A 12726-nucleotide genomic window follows, 5' to 3' on the forward strand; every position below is an offset into this window, starting at 1 on the left:
AGCGCGAAGGCGGCATCCCATTCGATCGGTACGTACTTGTCGCTGGCCGCGTCGTACACCATCGGGTGCGTGAGGCGCCCCTGGTCTTCGAGTGCGTAGTCGGACCAGTCGGCCAACTCCCTCACGGTGTGCTGTGCGAAGAACTCCGGCGTGGTGCGGCGCGACGTCGCTTCTGCAGCTACGGCTTTGACGCCGTTCTCGCAGAACTCGAAGGTGGAGGCGTGGTCGCGATCAGGCCAGGCGCAGCCGGGGCAGTCGAAGCCGTCGGGCTGGTTGGCCGACAGCATCGTCTTGGCGCCCTTGGCCGCGATGCCCTGCGACAGCAATTGATGCGCAACGCTTTTAAGCGCGCCCCAGCCACCGGCCGGGTGACGGTAGAACTCGATCTTCTGGTGCTTCATGGGTGGCGGGGCGGCGTTAAATCACGTGTCAGGAGAACAGAACGGCAGCTTTTTGGAGTGTAATCCAAACCCCCCAGCCCAACGGCAGGCCCACGGCGGCCCAAGCCAGCACCACGGCCACGGCTGAGCCCGGATGCGCCTTCCATTCCAGCGACGTTTCCGGCGCGATCACCGACGGCGTCGGGCTCTTGGTTGCCGCTGCGTGACGTTGCTCCTCGAGTTGCGCCTCGGTCATGAAGTGCTTTGCGTTGACCGGGCGCACCAGCAGGTTGCAGATGAAGCCGAGGATCAGCAGGCCGGCCAGGATCATCATCGTGATGTCGTACACGGCTGCGCGTTCCACGCCATGGGCGATCTGGTATTCGCGCAGGTAGTTGACCAGCACCGGGCCCAGAATGCCGGCCGTCGACCATGCCGTGAGCAGGCGGCCGTGGATGGCACCCACCATTTGCGTGCCGAACATGTCAGCCAGATACGCCGGCACGGTAGCAAAACCACCGCCGTACATCGACAGGATCACGCAGAAGGCCAGTGCGAACAGCGCGATATTGCCCGTGTGCGAGGTCCACGGAATCGATGCGTACAGTACGAAGCCGAGCACGAAGAAGACGGCGTACGTCATCTTGCGGCCCAGGCGATCCGACAGCGATGCCCAGAAGAAACGCCCGCCGATGTTGAACAGGCTCAGCAGACCCGTGAAGCCCGCAGCGATGGCCGCGATCTGGCCCTTCTGCGTGGCGGTCAGGTCCATGAACGACGTCGTCACGCCCAGCAGCTTGCCGCCAAACACTTCCTGCAGCAGCGGCGAAGCCATGCCCAGCACACCAATACCGGCCGACACGTTCAGGCACAGCACGGCCCAGATCAGCCAGAACTGCGGCGTCTTCAGCGCTTCGTTTGCGTGCACGTGGCGTTGCGTGACCATCGTGTCTTTCGCCTTGGTGGGCGAGGGTGTCCAGCCGGCCGGTTTCCAGCCCGTGGGCGGCACGCGGTAACCCAGCGCACCGGCCATCATGAACACGAAGTAGATGCCGGCCAGCACAATAAACGTTTGCGACACGCCAACCGATTCGGGCGTGGCAAACAGCTTCATCAGGCGGTCAGCCAGCGGGGCGCCGATCATCGCGCCGCCGCCGAAGCCCATGATGGCCATGCCGGTCGCCATGCCGCGCTTGTCCGGAAACCACTTGATCAGCGTCGACACGGGTGAGATGTAGCCCAGCCCCAGGCCGATGCCGCCGATCACGCCCGAGCCCACCCAGAGCAGCCACAGTTGGTGCATCTGGATGCCAAGCGCGGAAATCAGCAAGCCGCCGCACCAGCACACGGCCGACACGACGCCAGCCTTGCGCGGGCCAACCCGCTCAAGCCAGCCGCCCCACATCGCAGCGGATGCGCCCAGGAACACGAAAAACAGCGTAAACATCCAGCCAAGGCTGGAGACGCGCCAGTCGCAGGTGGTGGTGAAGAGCTCGGCGATCAGCGAGACATCGGCGCCGCAGGTGAGCGGCTTGGTGATGCCCAACGCGCGGCCAAGCGGCAGCCAGAAGACGGAGAAACCGTAGGCCATGCCAATGCACAGATGGATGGCCAGTGCGGCAGGCGGAACCAGCCAGCGGTTGAAACCAACCGCGGCGACGGTGCGCTCGCGCGAAAAAAATGGATGCAGGACTGCTTCGGACATCGAATCCCCCCGGATAAGTTGAGCCCGTGTTGTGACGTATGTTGTGAAACGTTGCGGCCGCGCCGGTCATGGCCGGTGCGTGCCAGTCGACTGCAGTTGGAGTGCGCCGACGTTGCCCGCGAAAGATAGTGGGGCAGCGTGTTCTAGATCAATAGTTGTAATCACCCGTTGTATTGCGGATTACGCAACGTACAGCCTAATTGCTTAATTTATGTGTCTGAAAACATAAATTCCCGGGTGGAAAGGTGGCGTTGCTGTTCAACCAATGACCGCCGGAGTGTGGTGCGCCGTCAGCTCCTAACCGCTGCGTTTGGCCACGGGCAGGCGATTGCTTGCTGGCGGAATTCATCGGCCAACGCGCGCAGGCAGGTGAGGGCGGATTGCATTTCCTCCGCCCGCTGCGGATATGGCCCAATGCTCTGCGCAGCGCGCTCGATGCGGCGGGCAGCATCGCCAATCGGCTGATGCCCCAGCATGCGTGCGGAACCGACGATGCGATGCGCCGCTTCAACGATCTGCGTATCTTCGCCGCCGTGGACGGCATTCTCCAGGTTGGCGAGATCCTGTTCTGCCGTCTCGCAAAATAGATCGACGATAAAACGCCATTGCTGCAGATCATTGCCAAACAGCTCGATGAGTGTGGCGACGACCTGCGGCGGAAACTGGGCGGCGACGCTGGGGGGGACGTTGGACGTGGGGAGCATGGTGGCGATGCGTGCGATGAGAACCAGAGGCGCACTCTGCTCGCCTTGGCTACGCGTCACCATGAGATTGGTCCGATTCTGGTGTGAGCCCAAATGAAAACGGGCGCACCGCTGGCAAAGCGATGCGCCCGTTGCGCTTTCAACGCACGCGGCTTAAGGCAGCATGGCCGCTGTCGGATTGACGTCCGCATCACGCGAGGGCGGCCGGCGATGACGGTGCGCCCACGTGAAGACCACCGGCAGCACCAGCAGCGTAAGAATCGTCGTGGTGACCATGCCGCCCACGATGACCAGCGCCAGCGGGCGCTGCGCTTCCGAGCCGATGCTGTGCGACAGCGCCGCCGGCAACAAGCCCAGGCCCGCCAGCATGGCCGTCATGATCACAGGGCGCAGGCGCAGTGCGGCGCCGTCGACGGTGGCTTCCCGCACGTTTTCGGATTGCGCCAGCCGATTGACGTACGAGATCAGAATCACCCCGTCCTGGATGGCGATGCCGAACAACGACAGGAAGCCGATCCCCGCCGAAATCGACAGCGTTTCGTGCGCGATATGCAGCGCCAGCAGCCCGCCGATGGCGGCAAACGGCACATTCAGCACCACCATCAGCGCATCCTTGAAATTGCCGAACGTGCTGTAGAGCAGCAGGAAGATCACAAGGATGGTCAACGGCACGATCACCATCAGCTTGCTCTGGGCGACCTTCATCTCGTTGAACTGGCCATCCCACTTGACGGTGTAGCCCTCGGGCAACTGCACGTTGTCGCCCACCGTGCGCTGTGCTTCGTCCACCGCGCTGCCCAGGTCACGGCCGCGCACGCCGAACTTGATGGCGATGTAGCGTTTGCCCAGTTCGCGGTAGATGAAGAACGGGCCGTCGGTCATTTCCACCTTGGCGATCATCGACAGCGGAACGTGCTGGCCGTCGGGCGTATCGATCAGCAGTTCGCGGATGGCGTCGTACGACGCACGTGCCTGCTGGTTCAGCCGCACCGCCAGGCCGAACGATTTCTCGCCCTCCAGGATTTGCGTGACAGGCGCCCCGCCAATGGCGTACTGCACCAGGTTCTGCACATCGCTCACGTTGATGTTGAAGCGCGCAGCCGCCTGGCGGTCGATCGAAACATTCAGCGTCGGTTGACCCAGCTCGCGGAAGATGCCCACGTCCACCAGGCCCGAGACCTTCTTGAGCTGCGCCTGGATTTCATTGGCCTTGGCTTCGAGCACATTCAGGTCATTGCCGAACAGCTTGACCGAGTTCTCGCCCTTCACGCCCGAGAGCGCTTCATCCACGTTGTCCTGGATGTATTGCGAGAAGTTGTATTCGATGCCCGGAATCTTCTCCAGGCGCTTGGACAGACGCTCGACCAGTTTCGCCTTCGTCATGCCGGCGGGCCATTGGTCAGGTGGCGCGAAGTACAGGCCGTATTCCTGGTTGAACACGCCGGTGGAATCGGTGCCGTCATCGGGGCGGCCGATCTGCACCGAAACCTGATTGATCTCCGGCTGTTTGACGAAGTACGCGCGCAGGTCGTTGGCCACTGACGATGAGTAGTCCAGGTCGACCGTGTTGGGCAACGTAATGCGCAGCCACAGGTTGTTTTCCTCCAGCGTGGGGAGGAACTCGGTACCGAGGAACGTGGCGCTATACAACGTCAGAACGAGCGCCGTGATGGCCGTGGCAAAGACGGCCATCGGGCGCGCAATGAGCTTGCGCAGCAACGGCTTGTACCAACGGAGAATCGCCGTGATAAACGCCGGCGAATGCGGATGCAGCGTCTTGCCGAACACGAACGACGTGGTGGCCGGCACGAAGGTCAGGCTCAGCACGATCGACGCCATCAAGGCAAAGCCCATCGTGAACGCCATCGGCTTGAAGATGATGCCTTCCACGCCACCGATGAAGAACAGCGGCGAATACGCCACGATGATGATGCCCGTGGAGAAGATCATCGCGCGCTGCACTTCGCTGGTGGCCTTGACGATGGCATCGTCGAGCTTCTCGGCGCCTTCTTCCAGATGCCGCATGATGTTTTCCATCACGATGACGGCGGCATCGACAATCACCCCAAAGTCGATCGCCCCAAGCGAGATCAGGTTGGCCGGCACATGGAAGTGCTCCATGCTGATGAATGACACGCACAGCGCCAGCGGAATCACTGCCGCCACCACAGCCGCCGCCCGGAAGTTGCCCAGGAAGACGAACAGCACGGCGAGCACCAGCGAAATCCCCACCACCAGCGTGTGTTCGACCGTGCCCATGGTGATGTCGAGCAGCACCTGGCGGTCGTAGAACGGCTTGATCTGAATGCTCTTGGGCAGGATGCCGTTGTTTAGCTCCGCTACCTTCTCGCGCACCTTGGCCAGCACCTCGCTGGCGTTGGCGTCGCGCTTGAGCAGCACGATGCCTTCCACCACGTCGGGCTGATCGTTGTATTGCACCTGGCCCAGACGCTGCACGTTGCCGACTTCCACTTCGGCAATATCGCGCACGCGCACTGGCACGCCGTTGTTGGCGGCTACCACCACGTTGCGGATGTCATCTACCGTCTGCAGCAGGCCCACGCCGCGCACGACGAACTGCTGCTCGCCGTCGCGCAGCAGGTTGCCGCCGGTGTTGTTGTTCGCGTTGCTGATGGCCGCGATGAGCTGTGACAGCGTGATGCCGTACGACTGCAGCTTCGCCGGCGACGGCACGATGTGATACTCCTTCACCTTGCCGCCGAAGGAGCTGACATCCGCCACGCCCTGCACGTGCTTCAGCTCTTTGGTGATGTCGTAGTCCTGATAGCTCTTGAGCGTGGTGAGGTCTACGCCGTTGCCCACCAGGCGAAAACGCATGATCTCACCTGTGGCGTCGGAGTCCGGACTCAGCGACGGCTGCACGCCAGTCGGCAGATTGGCTGCCGCCACATATTGCGAGAAGTTCTGCCGCGCCTTGAAGCTGTCGGTGCCTTCCTTGAACTTGAGCGTCACCACCGACAGCCCGAACAGCGATACCGAGCGGAACGACTGCACATCCGGCACGCCGGCCAGCGCATTTTCAATCGGGATGGTGATCTGCTGTTCGACTTCGGTCGTGCTGCGGCCCGGCCATTGCGTGATGGCCTGCACCGACAGCGGCGCCACGCCCGGATACGCCTGCAGCGGCAACTCTCGGAACGACAGCACGCCCGCCACCAGCAGCGCGATCGCCAGGAAGACAATCAGCAGCCGCCGCTTGAGGATGCCCGCGATGGGGTTGAAGCCCATGCCTACGCCCCCGCCTTGACGATCATCTCGTTGAGCAGCGCGGCGCCGCGCACGACCACCTGCGACGAAGCCTCAAGTCCGGCCGTCACGGCAAAGTTGCCGTCGGTGCCGGTGTCTTTGCCGTGCACTTCCACGCGCTTGAAGTGCGTGGCATCGCTCTGAACAATCACGAAGTAGCTGCCGTGGTCTTTCACCAGGGCGGCCTTCGGCACCACCGTGGCCTGGCCGCTGCCGGTCTGGATGCGCGCTGTGGCGTACATCTCGGGGCGCAGCAGGCCATCGGTGTTGGGCACGTCGCAGCGCACCGTCAGGGTGTGCGTGGCCGGGTCGATGTTCGGGGCGATAAAGCTCACGCGGCCAGTGAACTCGCGGTCCGGATACGCCGACGTATGCAGCGAGATCGGCTGGCCGATGCGCACGCTGGCAATGTCGTTCTCATACACATTGCCCGTGAACCACAGCACACGCGTATCGACGATGCTCATGAACGAGTCGCCCACGTTCAGGAAGGCGCCTGGGTCCATGTTGCGCTTGACGATCGTGCCTGAGATGGGCGCGCGCAGTGTCAGGTGTTCAGCGGGGGTACCGCGCTTGGCGATCTGCGCGACATCGGCATCGGACATGCCCAGCACGTGCAGGCGGCCTGCCGCGGACTGTACGGTGGCGTCTGCATCGTCCTGCAGATCCTTCATGTTGGAACCCTTGAGCTGGCGGGCGGTATTCAGCGCCAGCAGATATTCCTTCTGTGCCGAGATGAAGTCTGGCGAGTAGAGCTGCGCAATCGGCTGCCCCTCGCGCACCAGCGCACCTTCGAACAGGAGAATCTGGTCCAGCCGCCCAGCCACGCGCGCCGATGCCAGCTTGGTGCGCTCGGCGTTATAGGCGAGCTTGCCGGGCGTGGACAGCTCCACCGGCACTGAAAGCTGACTGACCTGCGCAACCTTCACCTGCTGCGGGTCGAAGCCGCCGGCCGGAATTTCCACGGAATCCGGCTTCGCGCGCGCCGTGGCCGCAGGAGCGGATGCAGCGGTGGCAGCGGGTTTTGCGGTCTCGGCGGGCGCGGCGGCGGGCCATTTGCGTCCGACCACCACACCAACAGCCAGAGCTGCGGCCAAGGCGAGGACTGCAACAACGGGAGAGAACTTCTTCATGATGTTATTGAGCTTGAACCGGCGAGCGACCCGTGGCCGCGAGCAGCGCGTGATAGGCCTGCAAGGCCGTGGCCTGTGCCTGGGCGACCGACAGTTCGGCGTTCTTAAGCGCGCCCTGGGCGGTGAGCAGGTCGTTGAAATCGGCGTTGTTGCTGGCGTAGTTGGTCATCGTCACGCGATAGGCCGCCAGCGCCTGGGGCAGTTGCCGCTGCTTGTTGAAATCGAGCTGCGCAAGGGTCTGGCGCAACGTGTTGTAGGCGGTATCGACGGCCAGTAACGTCTGCTGGCGCACCGACACATCATTCGCCTCGGTGGCAATCTGGCTTTCCACCGCCTGGTTCACGCCGTACTTCTCCTTGGTCAGAAACCAGAACGGGATGATCACGTCCAGCTCGATCTGGTAGCTGTTGGGGCGCACGCCATACGGCGGGTTGTCCGTGGTGACGGTGGCGATGACCTGGAAGTCGGGCAGGTAAGCCTTGCGCGCCAGCGTCACGCTCTTGCGCGCCGCGTCCATCAGCTCGGCCGATGCCTTGATCGACGGGTGCTCGCGCAGCGCCTGGTTTTCCAGCTCGGGCAGCGGTTCCTCCGGCAGGTGCACGGACTCGTCGTCAGCGCGCAGCACAAGCGGGAAGCTCGGCTCCTTGCCGATGAGCGTGTTGAGGGTCTGCAGCGTGGTGTCGTACTGGCGTTGCGCGGCAAACAGGTCATTCTGCGCGCTGCTTTGCATGACCTGCGCGTTGAGGAAGTCGGCGTAGGCGGCGGCGTTGTTGGCGTACCGCACACGCGTGATCTGCTTGACCTGCTCGAGGCGCGTGATGGTCAGCTTCTGTACGTCGATTTGTTTCTGCAGCGCGATCGCCTGGTAGTACGTGGTGGAAAGCTGCGCGTAGAGCTGCAGGTACAGCGCGTCGTTTTGCGCGTTCAGCGATTCCGCCTGGCGATCGGCAATCTCGGCGGCCAACGCTTTCTTGCCCGGAAACGGAATCTGCTGCGTCAGGTTGTACTGGCTGCCGCCTGCGCGGTTGACCGCCAGCGGGAATCCCTTGGGAATGCTGTTCCAGATGTAGCCGAGCTGCGGGTTGTTGGGCGACGCAAGCTGCGGTGGTATCGATTTGGCCGACAGATAGTTATGGCGCGCCTGGATCAGTTGCGGGTTGTTGCCTTTCAACTCCTGCAACAGTTCGACCAGGTTGAAGCCGGCGCCCGTCACGCCCGGCACGGAAGGCTTGATCGGCGGCATGGTGGCGACGGGCATGCTAGCCGCAGCCGGTGCCGACGTGGCTGCCCAGGCAGCGGCAAATGGCAGGCAGGCCACCGCGCATAGCACGGCCCTCGCCCGTGAATGGAACGCACCCCGATGTTTCACTGCAGCAGACTCCCCTTGAGACGGGAGCGTTTTTACCGACGCGAACTTTCAAGCGCCTTTCACGACTCAGCCAGCCGTCAGGGCGTTAGAAAACGCGCAAAAACGCGCCCTGCGGCGGCAGTCTGCGACAGTTATATGACAGGACATGACGATCGTCTCAGGCCGGTGCAAGCGGGCATGCCATGCCGACGCGGGTCGCAAGTGCATTGCGCATGGCTTGGAGGCTTGCGATGCGGGCATCGATCGTGGCGAGTTTCTCGCGCAGCAACGCAGTGACGGCGGCATCGGTGTCAGGTTGCTGCCACACGTGGGCCATGCCTTCTTTAATTTCCGCCAGTGTGAAACCTAGCTGCTGGGCCGTGCGGACGTATTGCACCAGTTCCACGATTTCGGGCGGATAGGCGCGGTAACCGTTGCTCCGGCGTCGCGCACGGATCAGTCCACGTGCCTCGTAAAAGCGCAGGCCATCCCGCGAGACGCCTGTGGCCGCGGCCAGGTCGCCGATGGACAGGTCGCCGGTATGCGCATTGGAAATGGGAGCGGGGAGAGCAGCAGGCATGGTGGTTTGGACGGGGGGATGCGGTCGAGGGGGCTTGACCTTGGAGCGTACACCAAGCTTTAGCGTGGCGACTCCTTCACTTCCCTTTTGGAGTTTCACCATGGTTTCCGAATCGACCTTCCTGCGTATTGTGCGAGCCAGTGCCTGGTATGACCTGATCGTGACCGCACCGTTTGCCACGCCATGGACGTTTGCGCTGTTGCATCAAGCGCTGAGCGCATTGGCGCACGCGCTGGGCATCGGCAGCTTACCGGCATTTGAGCCGACGCATCTGCTGATGGCCAATCTGATGGGATCGGTAGTGTGCGTGTGGTCGGTACTGCGTATCCGACAGGCGAGTGTGGCGCTCGGCCGGTACGACGCTGTGGCGCGCGGCCTATTTGCGGCGTGGCAGGCATACGCGCTGGCATTGGGCGCAACGCTGCTGGTGGTGCCCTTCCTGATCGCGGAGATTGGCTTTGGGCTGCTGCAATCGCTGCCGGTGGGTCGCGTGCCCGGGCGAGCAGGCGCGCGGGCGGCGTAACCGCTTGCGTGGTTTAGCGCGCGGCCGGGGCGCTGGCCGGTGCCTCGGGCGGCAAGCCGGCCGGGATGTACGGGCCGCCGCCGAGCACCTGCATGCGCGACAGCACGCGCAACTGATTGTCGAGCTTGGCCGAGTCAACAAAGCGTTTGACGTCGTCGCCGGCGCGCCGGGCCATTTCGGGAGTATCGACCCAGCCGGTCAGCGTGACCTTGCCATCAGGGGTGGAGCGGATGCGGATCTGGCGTGTGCTGAGCGCGGTGTCCTGATCCAGCGCCGCCTTGACCTGGTACGAGAGCAGCGAATCGTCGAGCATGTGCGCGCCGGCGCTGTTCGGGCTATCGCCCCACGCGCAAGCCGTAAGCAATGCTGCGGCGCCAATTGCGGCCAACACACCGACCGAGGCTGCGACGGACAACTGAGGGAAGCGCATCGATGCTCCTGAAGAGAGGGCGACAAGCCAACATCATAAGCCCGCCGCCCACCCAATCTGCTTAACGCGTGCGGCGCTGCCAGAGCGTCTGCGCCGCCAGCCAACCCGGTCCCACCGTTGCCACGAGCGCAATCAGCACGCCCCACACAAAATGAAATTCGATGGCCGATGCCGACAGATTGGCCCAGTACGACACCGCCGCCACCACGTTGACGAAGAACAGCCCGGCAGCCGCCAGCCGCGGCACGATGCCGGCCAGCATCAGAGAAGGGAAAACCAGTTCGCCGAACGTGCCGAGCGCTGCTGCCAGTGCGGGCGGCAACAGCGGCACTTTGTATTCCTCGGTGAAGAGCAGCACCGTGGTGTCCCAGTCGTGCAGCTTGGTCAGGCCGGAGCGGAAGAACACGTAAAAGAGATACGCCCGGGCGATCAATAGGATGACCGAACACAGCGTGCTTTGCGGACCGGCAAGCCGATCGAACGACGCGCGCAGGCGCGTAAGCGGGGCAAAAGTCGTAGTCAGGGTGTTCATGGCGTGTCTCCAGTAGACGAGGTTGTTGAGCAGGCAGACAGTGCGAGCAGCCCCGAGCGATAGAGGCCGGACAGGCATGCAGTCAGATCAAAATCCGGCCGCTCGGCCAACGTGGTTTCGAGCGCGGCCTGAAGCGAGGTCTCCGCTTTGCAAGCGGCGAGGAACGTAGCGCTTGGGGGATCGAGATCGAGCACGGCAACGCGATGCCCGCGCACGGCAATCGCTGCGGCTTCGCCCACGCCCAGGTCGATTGCATTGAGCGCGATGGTTTCGCCGGGCTGGTGGGCGCGCCAGATCGACACCACGGGCCACTGCGACGCCACCCACTGCGCCCCCTCGATCAGCCCGGCGCGGATGGTGTCTGCCGGCTGTGCGAGCAGCGTGGCGTCCGCCGCTTCAACGTGCGCGTCCGGGGCGTAATGCGCCCAGTGCACGCACCATTCCAGGCGCGCGACATCGGCCAGATAGGGCACGCTGTGCGCCAAGGGCGATTGCGCAATGACGTCCGGCAGCGCATTTCCGTAGCGATGCAGGTTCGGTGATGTGGACGCCTGCACGGCAAGCGTGTCGCGCACGAGTGCATCAAAGCAGTCCTCGCCGACGAGCGCGCGGCAGACGGGGTAGGCCCCCGCCAGTGCAGTGCGCAGAATGGCCAGACGCGCATTGCGGTAAATGGCAATGCCGCGCGCATTTTCGTGGCTTGCAGGGTTGGTCAGTGCGCCGATGAGGTGCGTTTCCCAATCAGGCAGTCGCATGGCGTGGCTCCTGCATGGGTGCGTTGGCGTGGCGATCGAGCGTCGCTTGGGCGCGTGCCGCTTCGTCCAGCAACACCTGCACGGGCGGCAGTTCGGCATCCCATTCGATCAGTGTCGGGCGTGCACCATGCTTGGCGATCCATGCGTCGTACAGTGCCCAGACGGGCGCGTGGACGGGCGCGCTGTGCGTGTCGATCAGCATGCCGTCTTCTACGCTGAAGCCCGCCAGGTGAATCTCGCCGACCAGCGCAGGGTCGATATCGGCCAGTACCGATTCAACGGTCACGCCGTGGTTGACGCTGTTCACGTACAGGTTGTTCAGGTCCAGCAAGATGCCGCAGCCCGTACGCCTGGCGAGAGCGGTCAGGAATGCACCTTCGGAGACGGCGTCGTCGGCATCGACCAGCGTGCGGCAGTCGATGTACGCGGCAATGTTCTCGATCAGCAGCGGACGCTTGAGGATGTCCTGTGCGCGCATGACGTTGGCGCACACGATGTCGAGCGATTCGCGGGAATAGGGCAGCGGCAGCAGGTCGTTGACGACCTGCGCGCCACTGCGGTTGAAGCACAGGTGCTCGGAAATGGCGGCTGGCGCCACCGCATCGGCCAGCATGGCGATGGCGCGTACGTGCTCGACGTCCAGTCCATCCGCATTGCCCAGCCCCATGCCCACGCCGTGCAGGCTCACCGGCTGGCGCTCTCGCGCGGCCAGCAGCGCTGCGCGGGCGGGGCCGCCATACAGATAGTTCTCGCTGTGCACTTCCACCCAGGGGAAGCGGGCTTCCCCGTGCAACACGACGGGAAAGTGCGGTGCGCGCAGGCCTGCGCCGGCGCAGGTTGGCAGAGCGGTCTGCATGGCGGTCACCCGGCGTCGCGCGTTACTTGGACGGGGCCTGCATCGTGCCGCCCATCTGCGCGCAGGTGCCGGCCGGCACGTACTTCCACGACATTGGGTCCTTGTCCATCTTCGATTGGCCAGCGCAGGCGTGGGCGCTGCCCGGGCTGGCGCAATCGTTCTGGCCGGCCTTGGCGACGCCGTAGCACTTTTCCTTGCCGGCGGCATCAGCGGCCTGCACCGGTGTCGACAGAGCGCCCAGCGCAAGCAGGCTACCCAGAGCGGCGGCGATCATGGCGTGTTGTTTCATTTGTGTTCTCCTTGAGTGGCAGGTGTCGTTGAACGGCGGACAGGGCCAAATCCCTCGCCGTACGGTGCACTGCGGCATCGCGCAGATGTGTTCCGTGCACCTTCGTCGGCGCACGTGGGCGTTCCTGACACGGAGAACAGAAATTTTTCGATTTTTTTTTTTGAAGCAAACCGCCAATAAAAAAAGGCGACCCCAATGGGCCGCCTTCAGGCTGAACAGGAAAG

The 12726-nt window shown here is 63.6% G+C and carries 12 protein-coding genes and 1 pseudogene; 1 reads left to right on the forward strand and 12 read right to left on the reverse strand.

Translation table 11 applies throughout. From position 1 onward, the window contains the following. The 7 genes and pseudogenes from BM136_RS22385 to BM136_RS22415 all read right to left on the reverse strand — a co-directional run. Positions 1 to 401: pseudogene (locus BM136_RS22385) on the reverse strand (CbbBc protein); the annotation flags it as partial. 28 nt (positions 402 to 429) lie between these two features. Further along, a complete protein-coding gene (locus tag BM136_RS22390; protein WP_092975908.1) occupies positions 430 to 2085 on the reverse strand; it encodes an OFA family MFS transporter in 1656 nt (551 codons plus the stop codon). A 290-nt stretch (positions 2086 to 2375) separates the two neighbouring features. Further along, on the reverse strand, positions 2376 to 2852 hold the full coding sequence (locus tag BM136_RS22395; RefSeq protein WP_092975911.1) for an Hpt domain-containing protein: 477 nt from the start codon (positions 2850 to 2852) through the stop codon (positions 2376 to 2378). A 90-nt stretch (positions 2853 to 2942) separates the two neighbouring features. Further along, on the reverse strand, positions 2943 to 6038 hold the full coding sequence (locus BM136_RS22400; protein WP_092975914.1) for an efflux RND transporter permease subunit: 3096 nt from the start codon (positions 6036 to 6038) through the stop codon (positions 2943 to 2945). A 2-nt stretch (positions 6039 to 6040) separates the two neighbouring features. Next, on the reverse strand, positions 6041 to 7189 hold the full coding sequence (locus BM136_RS22405; protein WP_092975917.1) for an efflux RND transporter periplasmic adaptor subunit: 1149 nt from the start codon (positions 7187 to 7189) through the stop codon (positions 6041 to 6043). Positions 7190 to 7193: 4 nt separating this feature from the next. Next, a complete protein-coding gene (locus BM136_RS22410) occupies positions 7194 to 8447 on the reverse strand; it encodes a TolC family protein (protein ID WP_092975920.1) in 1254 nt (417 codons plus the stop codon). A gap of 268 nt (positions 8448 to 8715) precedes the next feature. Next, positions 8716 to 9117 carry a MerR family transcriptional regulator gene (locus BM136_RS22415; protein ID WP_092975923.1) on the reverse strand — a complete coding sequence of 134 codons (402 nt, stop codon included), beginning with the start codon at positions 9115 to 9117 and terminating at the stop codon, positions 8716 to 8718. Positions 9118 to 9217: 100 nt separating this feature from the next. Between BM136_RS22415 and BM136_RS22420 the strand changes: the two genes are divergently transcribed. Next, entirely contained in the window at positions 9218 to 9640 is a 423-nt protein-coding gene (locus tag BM136_RS22420; RefSeq protein ID WP_092975926.1) for a hypothetical protein, read from the forward strand. A 13-nt stretch (positions 9641 to 9653) separates the two neighbouring features. Here the strand turns inward: BM136_RS22420 and BM136_RS22425 are convergent, their stop codons facing one another. The 5 genes from BM136_RS22425 to BM136_RS22445 all read right to left on the reverse strand — a co-directional run bounded on the left by BM136_RS22425 (position 9654) and on the right by BM136_RS22445 (position 12502). Further along, positions 9654 to 10070, reverse strand: a complete 417-nt coding sequence (locus BM136_RS22425; protein WP_027679014.1) for a BON domain-containing protein — start codon at positions 10068 to 10070, stop codon at positions 9654 to 9656. Positions 10071 to 10131: 61 nt separating this feature from the next. Continuing rightward, positions 10132 to 10602 carry a DoxX family protein gene (locus BM136_RS22430; RefSeq protein WP_027679013.1) on the reverse strand — a complete coding sequence of 157 codons (471 nt, stop codon included), beginning with the start codon at positions 10600 to 10602 and terminating at the stop codon, positions 10132 to 10134. Continuing rightward, positions 10599 to 11357 carry an HvfC/BufC N-terminal domain-containing protein gene (locus BM136_RS22435; protein ID WP_092975929.1) on the reverse strand — a complete coding sequence of 253 codons (759 nt, stop codon included), beginning with the start codon at positions 11355 to 11357 and terminating at the stop codon, positions 10599 to 10601. Before BM136_RS22435 ends, BM136_RS22430 begins: the two co-directional genes overlap by 4 nt. Further along, on the reverse strand, positions 11344 to 12213 hold the full coding sequence (locus tag BM136_RS22440) for an MNIO family bufferin maturase (RefSeq protein WP_092976122.1): 870 nt from the start codon (positions 12211 to 12213) through the stop codon (positions 11344 to 11346). The genes BM136_RS22435 and BM136_RS22440 overlap by 14 nt, the downstream gene beginning before the upstream one ends. A 22-nt stretch (positions 12214 to 12235) precedes the next feature. Beyond that, a complete protein-coding gene (locus BM136_RS22445) occupies positions 12236 to 12502 on the reverse strand; it encodes a BufA1 family periplasmic bufferin-type metallophore (protein WP_024978729.1) in 267 nt (88 codons plus the stop codon). Between the last annotated feature and the right edge of the window lie 224 nt (positions 12503 to 12726).

This window comes from Ralstonia sp. NFACC01, from assembly GCF_900115545.1.
Lineage (GTDB): Bacteria > Pseudomonadota > Gammaproteobacteria > Burkholderiales > Burkholderiaceae > Ralstonia > Ralstonia mojiangensis.